This is a genomic window from Methanosarcina sp. MSH10X1, assembly GCF_004099695.1.
GTDB lineage: Archaea > Halobacteriota > Methanosarcinia > Methanosarcinales > Methanosarcinaceae > Methanosarcina.
In genome coordinates this window covers 57613-76799 of the sequence record NZ_SCHL01000011.1, presented here as the reverse complement: position 1 = coordinate 76799, position 19187 = coordinate 57613, and the positions used below count along the sequence as shown (strand labels likewise).

General features: G+C 44.3%; 16 protein-coding genes. 9 read left to right on the top strand and 7 right to left on the bottom strand.

Translation table 11 applies throughout. The features are described from left to right. Positions 1 to 190 precede the first annotated feature (190 nt). Positions 191 to 499 (bottom strand): stress response translation initiation inhibitor YciH, encoded by a 309-nt coding sequence (gene yciH, locus EQO05_RS10225; protein ID WP_011023951.1) that lies wholly within the window; start codon positions 497 to 499, stop codon positions 191 to 193. Positions 500 to 1061: 562 nt separating this feature from the next. Between yciH and EQO05_RS10220 the strand changes: the two genes are divergently transcribed. The 7 genes from EQO05_RS10220 to EQO05_RS10190 all read left to right on the top strand — a co-directional run bounded on the left by EQO05_RS10220 (position 1062) and on the right by EQO05_RS10190 (position 9853). After that, positions 1062 to 1310 (top strand): transcriptional regulator, encoded by a 249-nt coding sequence (locus tag EQO05_RS10220; RefSeq protein ID WP_240664563.1) that lies wholly within the window; start codon positions 1062 to 1064, stop codon positions 1308 to 1310. Positions 1311 to 1924: 614 nt separating this feature from the next. Next, positions 1925 to 4072 (top strand): phosphoribosylformylglycinamidine synthase subunit PurL, encoded by a 2148-nt coding sequence (gene purL / locus EQO05_RS10215; protein WP_128506230.1) that lies wholly within the window; start codon positions 1925 to 1927, stop codon positions 4070 to 4072. Between the two features lie 145 nt (positions 4073 to 4217). Next, positions 4218 to 4514 (top strand): hypothetical protein, encoded by a 297-nt coding sequence (locus EQO05_RS10210; protein WP_128506191.1) that lies wholly within the window; start codon positions 4218 to 4220, stop codon positions 4512 to 4514. A 141-nt stretch (positions 4515 to 4655) separates the two neighbouring features. After that, positions 4656 to 5792: a glycoside hydrolase family 57 protein gene (locus tag EQO05_RS10205; protein WP_128506189.1), complete on the top strand. Its 1137-nt coding sequence runs from the start codon at positions 4656 to 4658 to the stop codon at positions 5790 to 5792. Further along, the gene (locus tag EQO05_RS10200) at positions 5789 to 6985 is read left to right on the top strand and encodes a glycoside hydrolase family 57 protein (RefSeq protein WP_128506187.1); all 1197 of its coding nucleotides are present in this window, start codon (positions 5789 to 5791) and stop codon (positions 6983 to 6985) included. The genes EQO05_RS10205 and EQO05_RS10200 overlap by 4 nt, the downstream gene beginning before the upstream one ends. Positions 6986 to 7022: 37 nt before the next feature. Then, a complete protein-coding gene (locus EQO05_RS10195; protein WP_128506185.1) occupies positions 7023 to 7835 on the top strand; it encodes a V4R domain-containing protein in 813 nt (270 codons plus the stop codon). Next, entirely contained in the window at positions 7832 to 9853 is a 2022-nt protein-coding gene (locus EQO05_RS10190; protein ID WP_128506184.1) for a glycoside hydrolase family 15 protein, read from the top strand. The genes EQO05_RS10195 and EQO05_RS10190 overlap by 4 nt, the downstream gene beginning before the upstream one ends. Positions 9854 to 9975: 122 nt before the next feature. On the opposite strand, the gene sppA is transcribed toward EQO05_RS10190, so the two are convergent. Continuing rightward, positions 9976 to 11163, bottom strand: coding sequence for a signal peptide peptidase SppA (sppA, locus tag EQO05_RS10185; protein WP_128506182.1), 1188 nt, complete (start codon positions 11161 to 11163; stop codon positions 9976 to 9978). Positions 11164 to 11705: 542 nt separating this feature from the next. Between sppA and metG the strand changes: the two genes are divergently transcribed. Further along, positions 11706 to 13832, top strand: a complete 2127-nt coding sequence (metG, locus tag EQO05_RS10180; RefSeq protein ID WP_240664561.1) for a methionine--tRNA ligase — start codon at positions 11706 to 11708, stop codon at positions 13830 to 13832. A gap of 477 nt (positions 13833 to 14309) precedes the next feature. Next, a complete protein-coding gene (locus tag EQO05_RS10175) occupies positions 14310 to 14921 on the top strand; it encodes a hypothetical protein (RefSeq protein WP_240664559.1) in 612 nt (203 codons plus the stop codon). Positions 14922 to 15006: 85 nt separating this feature from the next. Here the strand turns inward: EQO05_RS10175 and cyaB are convergent, their stop codons facing one another. The 5 genes from cyaB to EQO05_RS10150 form a co-directional block, all read right to left on the bottom strand. Continuing rightward, positions 15007 to 15540, bottom strand: coding sequence for a class IV adenylate cyclase (gene cyaB / locus EQO05_RS10170; RefSeq protein ID WP_128506180.1), 534 nt, complete (start codon positions 15538 to 15540; stop codon positions 15007 to 15009). A 146-nt stretch (positions 15541 to 15686) separates the two neighbouring features. Next, entirely contained in the window at positions 15687 to 16085 is a 399-nt protein-coding gene (locus tag EQO05_RS10165; protein ID WP_128506178.1) for a Zn-ribbon domain-containing OB-fold protein, read from the bottom strand. Between the two features lie 6 nt (positions 16086 to 16091). Continuing rightward, on the bottom strand, positions 16092 to 17264 hold the full coding sequence (locus EQO05_RS10160; protein WP_128506176.1) for a thiolase domain-containing protein: 1173 nt from the start codon (positions 17262 to 17264) through the stop codon (positions 16092 to 16094). Positions 17265 to 17280: 16 nt separating this feature from the next. Continuing rightward, positions 17281 to 18330 (bottom strand): hydroxymethylglutaryl-CoA synthase, encoded by a 1050-nt coding sequence (locus EQO05_RS10155; protein ID WP_128506174.1) that lies wholly within the window; start codon positions 18328 to 18330, stop codon positions 17281 to 17283. 48 nt (positions 18331 to 18378) lie between these two features. Continuing rightward, on the bottom strand, positions 18379 to 19119 hold the full coding sequence (locus EQO05_RS10150; protein ID WP_128506173.1) for a helix-turn-helix domain-containing protein: 741 nt from the start codon (positions 19117 to 19119) through the stop codon (positions 18379 to 18381). Positions 19120 to 19187: the final 68 nt, after the last annotated feature.

The window sequence follows — 19187 nt, the reverse complement described above, 5'->3', positions numbered from 1 at the left end:
TCAGGAAATTACGAGATATATTCTCTTAACTCATTTTATATCCGTATATTTTTATTTTTCGAGTAGAGCATGTCTCCCTCAGTTATAGAAAATGCATGCTACCGAAGATAATCGTAAAAATATATTTAATTCCGGACCTGCAAATTTATAGTTTCACATGCCCGGTTTATCCTTAGAAGCTGGTCAGAGTTTAGTTTTTAATCTGTTCAGCAGAAAAACCCTTTTCCATGAGGACTTCTTTCATGCGGGCCAGGTGATTACCCTGAAGTTCCACCGTATTTCCTTTTACCGTACCGCCGCATGCAAACTTTGATTTAAGATAAGTGGACAGTTCGTGAAGATCAATTTCACTTGCGTCGAATCCTTCTACAACGGTAACTTCTTTTCCGTATCTTCTTCTGTTAACTTTTACAGTAATTCTCTGTTGCTCTTTTGCAACCTCTTCGCAAATGCAAAGTTCTTTTGGAAGCCCGCATACTGGGCACATTCCGCTGCTCATTTGTTGGTATGTCCTCCGAATTTGTAATCATTGTATATGTAAGTTACATCTAAAAATAACTGAATAGATATAAAGTACTTATCAATGATGGTATTAAAGCCTAATGGTATTTTTCAGGCACTTTATGCTGAATTTCAGTAGATAACCAGAAATTCCCGAAAGCATAAAATGCCAGCCAGAGCTTTATTATTTTTCAATTTTTTATATAATAATACAATATTATGTTCGTTTATAGAGTAAGATTTAATAATATAATTGCTGGTTAAAATACACACAGCAAACGAGAAAACAGGTTTTTAGAGAATTCCAGAGGTTAACACTTTGAGGACGGATCCGGGCCGAAAAAACTGAAAAGCCGAAAAAGTTAAAAAATCAAAACGGCTAAAAAAGCCTCAAATCTCCGCCTTTGCCGGAAAAAACTTCTCTTACCCAGCAAGAAGTTAAATATATCTTGAATCCAATCTCTTTCTATAACCTGCGAATTACAATATATGCACTTCTATTATATAAATATAGTAGTATAAAATTAATGACTAAACGAATCCATATTCGGGGGCTTCTGATGAACGAATTGAACGATTTAATAGGTTTTGTAAACGGTAACAACATAAGACAAAAAGTACTCTCCTTACTTTCCTCGAAAGGAGAAATGGAAGGGAAAAGAGTATCAAAAATCCTTAGAGTCGCACATCCCACCGTTGCAAAGACTCTCGAAGAACTTGAACAGAGGGAGTTAATCGCGAAAAAAGAAGAAGTGTACTCCCTGACCGAATCCGGAGTAAAAGTGGAAAAAATGATCCAGCAAATCTAATCAATTAAATTATTAACAAAGTCTGATTAATCAGGTCAATGACTAAAAAGTAATAAATTATAAAGTCTGATTAATCAGGTAAACCACTAAAAAGTAATATATTCATTTATCCTTTCTCTTTATTTTAAATACTACTTTTACTTATTAACTTCCACTACTCCCCCATAATCAGCCTCAGTTTTTATTCTTTGATAACTTTTCAGAATATTTATCAAGGCGAGGAAGAGTATTTAAATTCATATAACGCTAGCAAAGAGCTGTCTTAAGTCCTGAATTATTCTTAAATGCTTATTTTCATTAGCTTGATTTTATTGAAAAACCGGGAGCTTCGAAGTCCACTATGGATTTGAGACATCGAACTGCATATTTATAGGGCACAGCTCGTACAGTTCTCCCGAGATGGACTCAGGTTTGCATAGGCGCAACTCTGTTGAAAAGGGCACCGTCTTCCGGAGATGCAATTGGGAGATCAGAAATATTTATCTAATCCTTATCCCTTTATGTCGGCATATACTGTTAATGCGAATAATGAAAATCCTGAATTTAAAGGAATAAACTATAGAAAAACCAAAGCTTCGGTATCCAAAAAAGGATTAAGCATTAGAGGCAAGGCAATGTTACCTGAAGAAGATCTTAAGATCATTAAAAAAGAACTCGGGCGAGAGCCCACCCTGGTAGAACAGGGCTGCTTTTTAAACCTGTGGAGCGAACACTGCTCCTACCGCTCAAGCGCTCCTCTCCTGAAAACTTTTACTACTACGGGCGAAAACGTAATTATCGGCCCGGGAGACGATGCTGCAATTATTAGATTCGACGATGGATACGTACTTGCCATAGGTATGGAAAGCCATAATCACCCCTCATATGTCGATCCCTACAATGGGTCTGCTACCGGTGTTGGAGGCATTGTAAGAGATATTATCTCCATGGGAGCCCGCCCTATAGCTCTCATGGACCCTCTCTATTTCGGGCCTCTGGACACTCCAAAAAACCTTTTCCTTTTTGAGCAGATAATTAAAGGAATTGCAGGTTATGGGAACTGTATAGGAGTGCCTGTAGTCAATGGCGAGGCTTTCTTTGACAAAAAATACAGCGGAAACCCTCTTGTAAATGTGGTTGCAGTAGGACTCTGTAAGGAAGAAGAGATTATAACTGCACGCTCCCAGAAAGCCGGAAATAAACTCGTGCTCGCAGGCTCAGGCACAGGAAGAGATGGGCTTGGAGGAGCTTCCTTTGCCTCCAGGGATCTTTCCGAATCAGCCGAAGCCGAGGACCGGCCAAGCGTCCAGGTGGGAGACCCATACACTGAGAAGCTTGTAATTGAAATGACTCTGGAAGCTATGGAAAAAGGCTATGTAAAATCCTGCAAAGATCTCGGAGCTGCCGGCCTCGGGGGAGCGAGCTCGGAACTGGCTGCAAAGGGAGGACTCGGAGCCCGGATAATTACAGATGCCGTACCCCAGCGCGAACCCAGTATGAACGCGTATGAAATCCTGCTTGCGGAATCCCAGGAGCGCATGCTCTTTGAAGTAGCTCCTGAAGATGTCGATGCAATACTTGCCCTGGTAACAAAGTATGACCTTAACGGGGCTGTAGTAGGATATCTGACAGAGGAACCAAACTATACCGTTGAGTTCAAAGGGGAAATTGTTGCTGATATACCAATAGCTTTACTGACAGGCGGCGCTCCGACCTGTGAGAAACCCTCAGTAATTCCTATTTCCCAGGTTGAGAAGAGTAAAGCGCCTGAAACTCCGAAAGACCTGAAAGCAGCTTTCCTGAAAGTCCTGTCTTCCTATAATATCGCCTCAAAGGAATGGATTTACAGGCAGTATGACCATGAAGTCCAGTTGAGAACGATTGCCAAACCCGGAGAAGATTCCGGTGTGCTCAGGATTACCGATAAAAAAGGAATTGCACTTTCCTGCGGCTGCCAGCCGAGAGCCACCCTCCTTGACCCCTACAATGGGGGAAGGACAGCAATAATAGAAAATGCCATGAACCTGGCAGTAAAAGGTGCAGAAGCTCTTGCCATTGTAAATTGCCTGAACTTCGGAAACCCCGACCGCCCGGAAATTTACTGGCAATTTAAAAATGCCGTACTCGGGCTTGGAGACGGTGCCAGGGAGCTCTCAATCCCGGTCGTGGGAGGAAACGTTTCTCTTTATAATGAAAGTGATGAATTCAGAACTTCAATTCTTCCAACCCCCTCGATTGGAATGATAGGGAAAGTCGACCTGGAAACCCCCCTGCCTTCGGGCTTTTTTGCAGAATCCGGAGACACGATTATCCTGGTAGGAGAAACGACTGCGGATATGGGGGGTTCTGAATACTATGCCTCTTTCGGAGCCCAGAATGCCGGAAAAGTTCCTCCTGTCCCTGAGAATGCTCCCGAAATACTAAAAGCTTTAATCGAAGCTTCAAGGAGCGGAAAACTCCGTTCGGCGCATGACCTTTCCCTTGGAGGGATTGCTGCAGGGCTTGCAAGGATGTGCAGAAATACCGGTGCAGAGATAGACCTTACTGAGGTTGCAGAAATAACAGCTGATGAACTGTTATTCTCAGAAGCCCCTGCAAGAGCTCTGCTTGCTACAGCCGAGCCTGATGCTGTACTGGAAATCCTTAAAGATGTGCCCCATCTCATAATCGGCAAGGTCGGAGGTAGCTCACTTGAGATTAGAGGAAAAGATTTCGGAATTTCCCTCTCTCTTAAAGAAATTTCCGATGCATATGGCAGCCTTACAAGATTTATGATGGGCTGAACCTCCCGAATTCCGCTTCGGGAGCACGGAGCCCTTTTACGAAAAAATTCTTGACCGCAAGCCTTTTCAAAAAATAGCTTGATCGCAAGCCTTTTCTAAAAAGGCTTGAGCGAAAACTTTTTCAAAAAAAGTTTTATCAAAAACCATGCTTTATCGAAAACGTCACTATCAGCGTGATAAACCGGCGCAACGCAAGCCTTTTGCAAAAAGGCTTGAGCGAAAACTTTTTCAAAAAAAGTTTGATCAAAAACGCATGCTTTATCGAAAATGGCTTGACGGCGTGATCAACCGGCGCAACGGTTGTGGCGCAGCGGTTGCGCTCAAGAGGGCTAACTTACAGGGCTGCGGCTTTTCCGCGCAGGTCTTGTTTTGGGAACAAGATCTTCTTTGCTTCCAATTTAAGTGGGATCCCATCTTATCTTTTAAGCTGTCTTTAATCTAAACTGATCTTTTTAACCCCTGAATCATTCCATCTTTAGTTTTTTCTAATCCCTGGGAATTCCAGGTTTAACTAGAAAATAATTTTGAGTTAAGCTAGATAAACAATAGTTTTTAGTAGGTTTCCGCACTAGATTACTTTGTTATGAAAGCTGTATGCATCTGTATGGGAGTGCATCTGCCTTACAGTCCCAAGTGGTACTGGCCTGTAGAGGGTTTTTCAGGGATGCCTGAAATGGACCGGTATTTTGACCGGAATAATATTTTTTCAAAATTTTTAAAAACAAGCCGGCAATTTTTACGCCTTAATGACCTGATTCTGGAATCCGTGGAAAGGGGAGGAAGATACTCCTTTGATCTATCCGGGCCTTTCCTTGAACAGTGTCGATGGGACCCCGAACTTCTTGAATCATTCTGCGAGCTTGGAGAAACCGGGAGCGTGGAATTTACAGGAAGCTGCAATTATCATTCCCTGAGTTCGCTATATCCTGATCTTTCCTGGTTTAAGGAAGAGATACTGATGTACAGAGAGATGTTTAGGGAGTTGTTCAGGATCACCCCTGAAACATTCGTAAATACAGAGCTTCTGTATACTGAAAGGGTAGGGGAAATTCTTACCGACCTGGGTTTTAAGTGCCTTATCGCCGAGGGGTCCAGAAACCTTATGAATGGATACGAGCCTGTACATGTTTTTGAGAATCATCTCCCTACTCTGCTAAGGCATATAAACCTCAGTGAAGATCTTGAGCTGCGTTTTTCGGAAAAGAACTGGCAGGGCTATCCTCTTATTCCGGAAAAGTTTGCAGACTGGATTGCCAGTATGGAAGGTGATGTCCTGACACTTTATTTTAATTATGAAAATCTCTGTCTCCATTACAGAAATAAGAGTATGATAGCTGATTTTATCCGGACGTTTCCGGAAATACTTGAAGTCAGGGGCATTGAGATGCTCACACCGGTTGAGGCTGTGAAGAAATTCGAACCCCTGAAACTTCCTACGCTAGGTACCGAGCAGACAATCCGTTATGGAATGTATAATGCAGTAGGGAACCATGCTCAGCAGCTTTACCTGCGAGAGCTGGTAAGGATTGGAGAAGAGCTCTCAGAGCTTAAAGAGAAAAAGGATTATCGGAAGCTTAAAGAGGTATACGGTTACCTCCAGCAAAGTGAAATATTTTTTTCAATGAACCCCGGGAATGTCAGGGAGGGATATGAAAGGGCTGTAAATTATTTTTCCATCCTTTCCGATTTTAGAAGAGCTGTACTGGAGGAGGGAACATGACATCGGTTTGTCTTTATTTCCAGGCACATCAACCTTTCAGGCTGCGCAGGTTCTGGCCTGATGATCGAGCAGGTTTTTTCCGTTATTTCGATGAAAGAAGCAACAGGGAGATCTTTGAGAGAGTGGCACAGAAAGGCTATATTCCCACAAACCGGATACTCCTTGACTCACTTGACAGGCACAAAGGGGAATTCAAATTTTCTCTTTCCGTTACCGGGACCTTGCTAGAACAATGCGAACTCTGGGGAAAAGACGTACTCGATGGCTTCCGGCAGATGGCTGAGACCGGATCAGTCGAGTTTCTTGACGAAACGTTTTATCATTCTCTGTCAAGCCTTTTTGAAGATAAAACCGAATTTATCGAGGAGATAAAAGAACACCGGGAACTTATGTCTGACCTTCTGGGAGTTAAACCTCAGGTATTCCGGAATACCGAACTGCTTTACAATAACACGATAGCAAAGCTTGTTTCCGATCTGGGGTACAGGGCAATCCTTACTGAAGGTGCGGATCATATGCTTGATGGAAGGTCCCCAAACGTGCTTTACAGGGCAAAAGGTTCGGGACTTCCCATTGTCTTCAGAAATTACAAGCTGAGCGACGATATAGGATACAGATTTTCGGCAAGGTGGTGGGAAGGATATCCCCTGACTGCTGAAAAATGGGCATCATGGGCGTCTGGGATTAATGAAGATTGTATTAATATCTTTATGGATTATGAGACCTTCGGAGAGCATCAATGGAAGGAAACCGGAATATTTTCCTTTCTGGAAAAACTGCCCGATGAAGTACTCAGGACTCGCCTGAGTTTCAACACACCTCTTGAGCTTGTCGAAAAATACTCATCTGTAGCCGAGATCGATATAGGGGACTTTTCCACAATTTCCTGGGCTGATATGGAACGCGATACCAGCGCATGGCTTGGCAACGACATGCAAAGGCGCTGCTTTGAAGAAATAAAGCTGCTTGAACCCTTTGTAAGGAAGACAGAAGACCCTGAAATCCTGCGCATATGGAAGCACCTGCTGACCTCGGACCACTATTATTACATGTGCACAAAATGGCTCGAGGACGGGGATGTCCATTCATATTTCAGCGTCCATTCCACGCCCTTTGACGCAGCGGTGAATTTTATGGCTGTGCTTATGGATTTCAAAGCGCAGGTATTCAGGAAACTAAGCACAATAGCTTAATTGAATGTACACATACTATTCATGGGAGTCGAGTCACATGGTAAGGGACTTATTTATGTTTGCAGGCTTCAATGAGAGCTCGCAGATCGTATGGTTTAAAATTATTTATTCGAAAGAACCCGGATCTTTATCCTCAATAATCGATTTTCTGGAAAAAGAGAATGCGTTCGTAATGTTTGGCCATCTGGATAACATTACACAAAAAACAACAGGTGAATACTCAGTATTTATCGAACTTAATAAAGATGTCGACCCAGAGAGCTTCGCCCAGAGAATAAAGGAACTTGAGGTCGTAAGCGAGGTAGAATATGGAATTTCAAAGTACGGGATGATTTATGCCATGGACTTTCCTCTTAATGTTGTAGGAGTCAGGGGAGTTGCAGCAAGGGCACTTACCATTGTTGACATCATTAAAACATTCAACCAGAATGCGCCGCATGCCGAAGGACTTCTCACAATTTCAGGACTTAAGGGTGGGATCCACTCAGCAAAATATTTTAAGAGTATTCTGAACCTTAATGACAGTAATTTTGCAAGCGTGCTTGCGGAACTATATAGGGCTGTGGGTTGGGGAATTCTGGAAATCGAATGTGATCCAGCGACCTTTGAAGGGAAAATCATTGTGAAGGACTCGTTTATAGCTGATGTTTACGGAGGGTCGGAACAGCCAGTTTGCGCCTTTATGAGTGGCTATTTTGCAGGTTACCTGACCGAATATTTCGGGAAAAACATAAGTGTGAGGGAGGTAAGCTGTAAAGCTACAGGAAAGAAGGTCTGCGAACACATAATCTCGCCGGCGCCGTCAGGCGGTACAAGCCAGGAATACCAGCTGAGAGGGGAGACACGGTGATAAAGCAACCCAATGTCATTCTCGGAAATGAAGAGCTGCTTGTAACAATGGGGAAAAAGGGGGAGATTTTAGGCTTTTTTTACCCCCGCAGAGACCATGCTCAGCACGTTGAAGAATCCGTCGCCTGTATCCATACAGGAGAAAAACTTCTCTGGACAAACGACAACGATTGGCACTGCATTCAGAATTATATTGAGGATACCAATATCGTATCTACAAAACTTTATCATGATTCGGGCATTCGGATTTCCATTCTTGACCTTGTACATCCCGACGTGCCTGTTCTTATCCGCAGGTTTAAGGTTCAGTCCCAGAAAAAAATATCAGGAAAATTCTTCTATTATTCGAATTTTAGCGTAGGGGAAACGTCAAAGAAGAACTCCGGATTTTGCGATACCGATACTCGTTTGCTCGTACAGTACTGGCAGAATTATTATATAGGGCTATATTCCCTGCCAGAGTTTACCGAGTGGCAGATAGGAAAAGCAATGGATACAATATGGTGGACAAATTCCAAGTATGATATGGAAGATGGAAAACTTCAGGGGAATAAGGAAGATATCGGAAATATTAATAATGCGGCTGGCTGGGATCTCGAACTGGAGGCTGACGGAGCAAACGAGTTTGTTATCCTGATAGGAGCTGCATCTTCCAGGCGCCTCCTGTATAAAAGAATATATGAACTCTCAAAACTGCCTCTTGAATATATTTTTGAAAAAACGCGGGAACACTGGGTTATGTGGCTTTCCAGAAAACATGTGCTCAAGATGCCTGGAATAGAGGGATACGATAACCTGCGGCAGGAGCTATTCAGCGCTTATAACCGGGCTCTTCTTGTGCTTTATCTTCTTAATGACCGTGAGTACGGGTCCTTTGTGGCTGCTCCGGAATTTGACTCCAATTTTGAGAAATGTGGAGGTTACGGCTTCTGCTGGAATCGAGATACTTCAGAAATCGTGCTTGCACTAAAACATTCCGGCTATCCGGAATACTGTGACACGTTTTTCAAATGGTGTATCCGAACCCAGCTTCCTGACGGTTCCTGGTTCCAGCGCTACTGGCTCAATGGGGATATAGCTCCTTCATGGGGCAATTTTGATTACTCGACTCAGATAGATGAAACCGGATCCACACTCTATGCTATGGATGTTTATTACAAGATTCTTGAAGGCCTGAAAAAAGCTGAGTTTCTCGAAGAAGTCTGGGTTTCCATACTCAGAGCTGCGGAATATCTGATGAAGCGGACCAAGTCAGGAATCCACGAAAGCTGTATGGATCTCTGGGAGACATATTACGGGATTTTCACATATACGAATGCTTCAATCTACGCAGGGCTCATGGGTGCTTCTCACCTGGCTGAAGAGAACGGGGAAATTGGCATGGCAAGGCGCTGGAAGAAGAGGGCGGAATTCATCAAACAGGCCACAATTGATCGTTTCTGGCTTCAGGAAGGCTATTTTGCAAAAGGAGTTATTAACGAGAAACTGGACAAAACTATTGATGCAAGCATTCTGGGCACCTATGTTCCATTCGGAATGCTATCTCCTAAAGATCCCATAGAGAGAGATATGATCCAGTTTATGATAGAGAACATCCAGAAAAAGCTATCAATACCTGTTAATCTCAACTACGGCATCAAAAGGTATGAAAATGACAGTTACATGAATGGAAACCCCTGGGTAGTAACAACTCTGTGGCTTTCGGAAGCAATGTTTGCCCTTGCCCTTGACACCCCGTATGAGAAAGCAATGTTTGCCTCTACAGAGGAGATTCCCGACAAAAAAGAAGGCGGGCATGATGAGAACATGAAAAATCTGACCGGTGAAGGAATTAAATGTCTTAAATGGGCTCTTGCCGGAGCAACAAGTACAGGGCTTCTCCCGGAACAGGTGGATCAGTCTACAGGCAAACCTGCCTGGGCAATTCCTCTAGGATGGAGCGGGTCCCTGATGCTTGACAATATTCTGCTGCTGGACAAAATCTGCATGAGAAAAGCGGGGAGCACGAAGGAAAGTTAAAGAAAAAAGAAAAGAAAGGTCAAAAATTAAAAGGAAAAAATAAGGGATTCCTTAATTTTCTTTATTTTGAGTTATTTACCTGCTACAGGAATCCTTTTAAAGTTTATACGCAGTTAGCAATTTCAGGCAAGGATTTTTCCATATGGACTTTCTTCAAAGTAGCTGACGAACTGCCCGGCAGTTTCATTAGATCCTCCTGAGCCCGAACCCAGAAGCAGTCTTGAGAGACTTGCCCTGTTCATGTATTCTATTCTTGGCTCCCCTTCAATTCCTCCTAGTTCTGCAGCTTTGTCAATAGCATCATAAAGATTTCCGAACCCATCCACAAGCCCGAGTTCCTTTGCTCTGGCTCCGGTGTATATTCGACCATCAGCAAGTTCCTTTACTTCACTTCTGGACATGTTGCGCCCTTCGGAAATTTCATTTATGAAATCTTCGTAGCTTTCCAGAACCACAGCATCAGCGTACTCTTTTTCCTCATCAGTAAGCCCTCTCCATGTGCTTCCCATGTCCTTTAATTCTCCGGATTTTGCAATGTAATGGTCTATGCCTTCTTCCTGATAAGAGGCAGACATATTCTGGAAGACCCAGATCACTCCGATAGACCCGGTATTCGTAGAGGGATTTGCAATAATATAATCAGTCGGCGCAGAGATATAATATGCAGCACTGGTAGCAAGATCTCCCATTGACACAACAACAGGGATTCCCTTTGCCCTGGCTTTCTCGATTTCCCCTGTAATTTCCTGCGCTGCTGCCGGAGACCCTCCTGGACTGTTAATCCGAAGCACAATTGCCCTGACTCCGCTGTCTGCGGCAGCCCTGCGGATACTTTCGGAAATCTCTTCAGAAGTTGCGTAGCCAAGTCCTGCAGGAACATTCCCGGAAAGTATGGTACCCTGAATATAGATAACAGCCACCTTCTCAGAACTCCTCAGATCTCCTCCGGCACCGAAACTGAAGGAAATGACCGCAATACTTACAAGTATGACGGCGATTAGAGCCAGTACTACCAGCAGATAGGGCATTAAGCCATGTTTTTTTCCCTGTGGAGGCGGATTGGAATTCATGCTTAAACTCTTGTTTTCAATTTCTTTATTTTGAGAATTTTCAAAGGAAGCTCCCTTATTCCCTGCTTTTCCCGACCCACCAGCGCCAAAGCCTGAACCTGAGGAGCTTTTGCTCATACCGTAAGCTGTGTTATCAGAGATGAAGTCCTGTTTTCCATTGTGAAAATTATTTTGTAAGTTGTCATCTCCAGATAGCTCTTCTGAGTTCATATCATCAGGGTTTATGTTTTTATCGTTCATGTCTGATAGAACCGCATATCTTGAACTCTTCGCTTTAACCTGAGGTTTGAGCGTGGTTGAAATTTCAATTAAGAGAGCAAATATATTAAGGTAGCTGGCAATGGAGGAAGGAGAACGTGCAAAAGCTCGCAACAATAGAATTGTCTAACAGCCTGAATTGTCAGAGCCCTTATTAATCTGTCTCTACAATCCATCCTTCTTTATATAGGATTATTTACTATCCCTCAAATAGGTTACCTTGTAAAACAAACTTTTTCAAAAAAGGCTTGAGCGAAAACTTTTTCAAAAAAAGTTTGATCAAAAACGCATGCTTTATCGAAACCGGCAAAGCGGCGTGATAAACCGGCGCAACGGTTTCGGGGCAACGGTTTCAATGCAAGCTTTTCAAAATGGGCCTGATCGAAAATGCTCTCAAAAAAATTTGGTTAAAAACAATGAGACAAACTTTTTTTGAAAAAGTTTTATCAAAAGATAGCGAAATATATTTCAGAATTGCGGTTATGGAAAAGGAATATACTCATGAAAAATATATGGAGATAAGAATGCCAGAATCATCCAGTAAACCCGTACTTGTCACCTGTGGCCTGCCTTATGCTAACGGCAAGGCTCATATCGGGCATCTCCGGACCTACGTGCCCGCTGATATTTTTGCCCGTGCCCTGCGAAAGGAAGGGAGGGACGTTACCTTTGTCTGCGGCTCGGACACTCACGGCACCCCTATTGTCGTAAACGCCGAAGAACTCGGGGTCACTCCTAAAGAGCTTGTGGAGACATATCACAAACATTTTGACGAGACTTTCAAACAGCTGGGAGTTTACTTTGATGCTTTTGGAACAACGGATGATCCTGAGAATCATAATAGAACCCTGGATATAGTCAACAGGCTGATTGAAAAAGGCTACGTATACCCAAAAACTATTGAAATTGCCTACTGCCCCAAATGCAACCGTTTTCTCCCTGACCGGTATGTAGAAGGCTCCTGCCCTCACTGCGGTGAAGTTGCAAGAGGAGATGAATGCGATCAGGGATGTGGGAAACACCTGGAGCCCGGAGAACTTCAGAACCCGGTCTGCACAATCTGCGGAGGACCCGCCGAGTACAGGCAGCAGGAACATTTCTTTTTCAAGCTTTCCAATTTCAGCGATTACCTGATGGGCTATCTCTCAAATGACCTCGGTGGGACCACAAATGCAAGAAATTACGCACTGGGCTGGGTAAAACAGGGGCTTACGGATTGGTGCATTACCCGGAACCTGGAATGGGGAGTAAAATTCCCTGGACATGACGACCTTGTGGTTTATGTGTGGGTAGATGCTCCTATAGGATATATTGCCTTTACAGAGGAGTGGGCTGCAAAAGCCAGAGATTCCTGGGAGAAGTACTGGAAAAATGACGGGGAAATTGTCCATTTCATAGGCGGAGACATTACCTATCACCACTGTATCTTCTGGCCGGCAATGCTCAAAGGTGCGGACTACTCGGTGCCTACTGCTGTTGTAGCTTCAGGTATGGTCAAAATTGAAGACAAGAAGTTTTCCAAGACCAGGGGGTATGTGGTCTGGGTAGGGGAGGATTACCTTGCCCACGGCTTCCATCCCGACCTCCTTAGGTATTATCTGGCAAGCTATACTTCCCACACAAAGGAGCTGAATTTCTCGTGGCGCGTGCTTCAGGAAAAGATTAATACCGAGCTTGTAGCCGTACTGGGGAACTTCCTGTACCGCACAATGCTTTTCGCTTTTAAGAACTACGGGGAAGTTCCAGCCGGGGAACTCGACACTGAAGTAAAGAGAGAGATAGAAAAAGCGCTAAAAGAAGTAAAAGCAGCAATGGCTGAATATGAGTTCAAGAAAGCCGTTGATTCTGCAATGGCTCTGGCATCTTTCGGAAACACCTACTTCCAGTCCCACGAGCCCTGGAGCCTGATAAAACAGGATAAGGCAGCCTGCGGGCAGGTGCTTTATAACTGCCTCCATCTTGCAAAAGCTCTCAGCCTTATCTTTGAGCCTGTGCTTCCCGGAACCATGGAAACCGCCTGGAAAGAACTCGGCCAGGAAGGAGACCTGCACACCACCTTTTATGACGAAGCTCTCATGCCTATAAAAGCAGGCACAACGCTTGCAAAGCCCCATATCCTTTTCACCAAACTCGAAGATGACAGGATAGGGGAAATGGAAGAGATCGCAAACCAGAGGGTAAAAGCTGCCGATGCTAAGAAAACCGCAGGAAAGAGAGAGGAAAAAGAATCCTCCAAATCCGAAGGAATGGGCACTGCCGAGGAAGCCGCAAAAGCGGGAAAAGCCGAAGCTGAATCTACCGAGTCGATAGAAATCCTTCCCACGATCGAGTACGAGGACTTTGCGAAACTCGATATTCGCGTAGGAAAGGTTTTACTTGCCGAACCCGTGAAAAAGTCCAAAAAACTTCTTCGGGTTGAGGTGGATATCGGCGAGGAAAAGCCAAGGCAGCTTGTTGCAGGCATGGCTTCGTATTACACTCCTGAAGAGCTTGTAGGGAAAACTGTAATCGTACTCGCCAATCTGAAACCTGCAAAACTCTGCGGAGTAGAATCAAACGGCATGATGCTTGCAGCCGACGATTGTGCAGCTAATATTGTAGCAGCCCTTATGCCGGACAAAGAGATAAAGCCCGGTTCAAGAATACGCTGAAACCATTTTCTGAAGAAGTGTTCATCTTTTTTTATTTTCTTTTTTATTTTTTTTCTATATCTTCTTTTTATTTTCAGCTTTTTGCTTTTTTTCTTTTTTTGCAGAAAAGGCTGTTTGAAGTCAAATGTAACAAAGATAGTGTAAAATGTAATCTTAGAATAAAACAAAATTGATTTTTTGATATAAACGAACATTTTTATGGATTTATCACATTCTATGAATAGAAGATAAGTTGTCTGATAAGTCTCCTCTTTTGGCTTTTGTATTTATGCCTTAGTGGAGCTAGACTAATCTTCCTGAATAGGTGAAAAACAGGCAGCTATTACAATGAATCATGAAAAATCCAGCCCACGATCTCGACAACCTATTCATTAAAATTAAATAAAGAACAGGAGAATTTTAGTGAAATGCCTAAATTTACTTTCTATACTTTTTACGATCTTGATACTTCTTCTAGTTCCAAACCTCGCAGCAGCTATGTTAGATGCAAAAACTGCGGAAATCCCGTATCAGGTAAATAACTCTGACCGCATAGTGGTTGGCACAGTGAGTAAGGTAATTGATTATGGCAGATACACGATTACTACAATTACAGTTAATGAGTGGCTCTATAATCCCCTACCTGCAAAGACTATAAAAGTAAGAACTGAAACAGGAAGCATTCAATGGACTGAAGATGAAGCGGAGTTTACCAAGAACGAATCCGTACTTATAATGTTAAAAGAAGTAGATCCAGATAAACAGCTTTTCAATGTTATTTTTGGTTTTCCAGGGAAACACCCGGCTACCGATAGAGATACAGTAATTAAGGAACTGAAAGCTCAGGGAAAGTGGCTGGAAGAAAACCAAATTGAGAACAAAACGGATGAGACTAAACAAATAGAAAATGCAGACTTCGCAGGCAAGCAAGAAGGAAATCAAACAGGAAATCAAACAAATGACACCGGAATGACAAAGAACGCAGAAACAGCAGACGAGCAGAAAGAAAGTTCCAATCAAACCCAGAAATCAAACACTACTCCTTTCATGAGTCCTATCTATCTGCTTGTAATAATTCTTGGAGCAGTCATATACATAAGAAGAAAATAACAAAAGTTAAAGAAGAACTTATTCAGACTTAATAAAGAATGGCACGAAATGCATTGAAGGATGGCACATACATCAACCAGATGTATTAACTTTTATCTTTTTCCAGTACCATCTCAAGGTAAGAAGTCCTAATCGAATCCTTTTCCCCGGCGCCAAACTGTTTTAACAGTTCAAATAACTTCGCCCTTGAGGTTTCAAGCTCATTTTCATTTTCAGCCACGATTTCAACTTCAAGAAATTCTCCGAGCCCTTCAACCACATCAAGGCAGACGGTTATCTCTCCTGCGGTGAAAACTTCTCTTTTTTTGCGGACTACTCCGGCTTCCGAGAAGCCAAGGGCATGCAAAATTTCTATTGTGGCAGCCTCATCTACAGAGGTTTCGAATTCTTTCCTGGTTTTGGAAACTCTATCGAGCTTGGGGCCTTTGTAGGTCAGTACAGCCTCGCCATCTAATGAACGGATTCGGAGCGCCTCGTCGGTTCTCGCAAAGTCCCTGTAAGGAGCTGCAAAATAAATATCGGACTGGCTCTCAGCCCCGAGTTTTACTGCCCCTATTTTCTTGAGGACGGGGCTGGCTTTTGAATGGTCTAGTTTGACCTTGACCTCGATTTCAATCATAGTCTCCACACATCTCCAGTTATTTCCGGTTAAGGTTGGCTAAACACTTAAGATTAAGTGCCTGCCTTCCTAAAATCTTGCTTAAATCAGCTGAAAAAATAGAATCCGGAAAATCCGGATCTTATTGTGGATCTTTATTGATCCTTTTATGCATCTGCGGGAACGAATTTGGTACCGTAATAGATCATACCGCGTTCGCCGTCTTCCCCGAGCTTACGAAATACGGGTCTAACCCTCATTCCGATATGCATCTTTTCGGGCTCACCAACGACCTGGGAGGTCAACCGGGGCCCCTCATCCAGCTGGATTATTGCAAGAGTGTAAGGGGACTGATTTTCAAACCCTTCCGCAGCTGTGTGAATTAATGTATATGTTACGATCTCGCCAGTGCCTGTGAAGGTGTAAGGCTCAATCTCGCCTTCCCGCCTGCAGTTTACGCAGACATTGCGTGGGGGATAGAAATGCTCCCCGCATTCTTTACAGCGGGTACCCTCAAGATTATACCGGCTGCCGAGATTTCTCCAGAATCTAGGAACGGAAGACATTTTATATCACCTCTCCCTCGAAAAGATATGCACTGCTGCTGTTGCGCCTGACCCTCCGACATTGTGGGTCATGCCGTATTTTGCGCCTTCTACCTGTCGCTTGCCTGCTTCTCCGCGCAGCTGGGTTACGATTTCTACAGCCTGTTTTATTCCTGTTGCGCCCACCGGATGTCCGCAAGCTTTGAGCCCGCCGGAGGTGTTCACAGGGATTCTGCCTCCAATTGCAGTTTCGCCGTTTTCCGTGACGATTCCGCCTTTCCCTTTTTCTGCAAACCCGAGATCTTCAATTGCACAAATCTCGGCAATGGTGAAGCAGTCATGCACTTCCACAAGGTCGATATCCTCAGGTTTCAGTTTTGCCATGGAATATGCCCGCTCTGCGGCTATTACAGTTGCATCAAGAGTTGTCAGGTCGCGACGATCATGAAGCGCAATCGTATCACTTGCCTGGGCAGTTGCCCTGATATAAATGGGAGTGTCTGTGTATTTGTGGGCAACCTCCGCAGGAGCAAGTACAAGGGCTGAGGCTCCGTCCGTGATGGGGGAACAGTCGAAAATATGCAGAGGGTCCGCTACCATAATGGAATTTAGCACCTGATCAACAGTAATTATGTTTTTGTACTGGGCAATGGGATTGAGGCATCCGTTTTTATGGTTCTTTACGGCAACTTCGGCAAGCTGCTCGCTGGTAGTTCCGTACCTGTGCATGTGCAGCCTTGCGATCATTGCATAAAGTCCCGGAAAAGTTGCTCCTGCCATACCTTCCCATTCCCGGTCAGCTGCCGCCGCAAGGGCTGAAGAGGCTTCCTCAGACCCGACGTCAGTCATTTTCTCCGCTCCCGCTGCAACCACAATATCGCTGTAACCGGATGCCACAGCCATAATAGCCTGCCGCAGGGCAAGCCCGCCTGAGGCACAGGCAGCCTCTACTCGCGTGGCGGGAACGTGCAGGTTCCTGGAAAGCCCGGAATAATCCGCAATAAGAGCCCCTATATGTTCCTGCTCAATAAAGCGGCCTCCACTCATGTTTCCTACATAAAGAGCATCGATTTCTTTTCCGCTAACACCTGCGTCTTCGATTGCTCCTATGCCGGCTTCTACCACTATATCCCTCAGGGAACGCTCCCAGAGTTCTCCAAACCTGGTATTTTTTACTCCGACAATTGCTACATCTCTCATTATACTCACTCCGTTTTCAGGCCAGGCGAATCTTCCCTTTATGCCTGGCATATCTTGCATAGTCGATATATATTGGGTCCTTAATCAGTTCGGAAACCGTCGGAGCTCTGTTTCGGATTTCCTCGATTCGGTCTGTAACTGTTATACTAAAAGCGTCAGATCCTGCACCTGACCCAAACGCAGTTGCAAAAATTCTATCCCCTGGTTTTGCCTGATCCAGAGTCGCAGCAATCCCCATAAGGCAGGAACCTGAATATGTATTCCCGATCTTTGGAACTACGAGCCCCGGCGTAATCTGAGCTTTAGTGAAGCCCAGGGTTTTTGCGGCTTTGCTCGGGAATTTGCCGTTTGGCTGGTGGAAAACCGCATAATCGTAATCTTCAGGTTTAGTTCCGAGTTTTTCCATAAGTCCTTTTGCGCCGTTAGTTACGTGTTTGAAGTAACCGGGCTCTCCTGTAAAACGGCCTCCGTGCTCAGGATAGGGCATTCCTTCCCTTCTCCAGAAGTCAGGGGTGTCAGTTGTAAAGGAATAAGTGTCTTCAATTATTGCGGCAAGCTCGGATTCCTTTCTCCCGATGAGACAGGCAACTCCACCTGCAGCCGCAGTGTACTCAAGCGCATCACTTGGAGCTCCCTGGGAAACATCTGCTCCTATAGCCATGCCCAGATCGACCATCCCTGAGCCCACCAAACCCATACAGGCCTGAACTGCAGCCGTACCTGCCTTACACGCGAACTCAAAGTCTGCTGCAGTCATGTGCGGAGTCGCTCTTATAGCCTGGGCAACAATTGTGCTCGTCGGCTTAACGGCATAAGGATGACTCTCCGAGCCGGTGTATACTGCCCCGATCCGGCCTGGATCGACTCCGCTTCTTGCCATCGCGTGTCTTGCCGCTTCCACAGCTATGGTTGCCGCATCTTCATCGATATCAGGCACGGATTTTTCATATACCATGAGGCCATTTTTAAGAGCCTCTGCGTTATCACCCCAGAGCCGGGCGATTTCTTCAATTTTTATACGGTATCGGGGGACATAAGCACCGTAAGATACAATTCCAATAGCCATTATTTTCACCTGTTTTTGAATTTTTCAGGGCATCAGTTTCAGGGCGGTTTATTCCCTGGCATAATATTGACTGTATTTTTTCAGTAACTGGACGATCTGGTCGAGATCCATTGTAGTTGCGACCAGAGGGATGCGGTCAACTTCCGCCATTTTGATTACAACGGGTTCTACTTCTTCCTTTCGAAGCCCGTGCAGTACCACCGCGCCAGGCTTAAGGTTGGTAACCCTGATGGCTACCATTGGGGATTTCCCGGTGCTGACTTTCGTAAAGACCATAGCCCTGTCCGTACTCCAGCCATAGAGTTTCTGGAACTCATGGGAGGAAAGCTCCAGAATTGCCCTCTGGCTGTCAACAACAGAGAAACCGTAGAGAGGTCTCTCAACTCCTTTGTAGACAATCTCGCCTTCGATAAGATTGACTAATTTAGCAAGCTGTATAGGGAGGGTATACTCGTATGTTGAGTAAATGGACTTTGTACTGCTTTCGGCGTTAAGTATTGATTCATAAGCGTGAATCTTTTTGCCTCCCCTATCAGCATCAATTTCAAGAAGAGATTCCACAATTTTCTTGATAATCAATGTTCCTGGAGACTTACGTCTCCCGCTTTCATAATCACTAATAACAGAAGGGGAAACCTTAAGGTAGTTTGCAATATCGGTCTGGGATATCTCGAAATTCGACCTCCATTTTTTGAGTGACTCACCCGGTTTTTCCGAGAGAGTGATATCTCCAGCCATTTTTTCTGCAAGGCGATTGCGCAGATTTTCCGAGGATTCATTAGATGTCATGACTCACGTACTCTAAGAGGAAACATTACCATATATATCTAACGAATATGAGTTCGGCAATTGTCGCA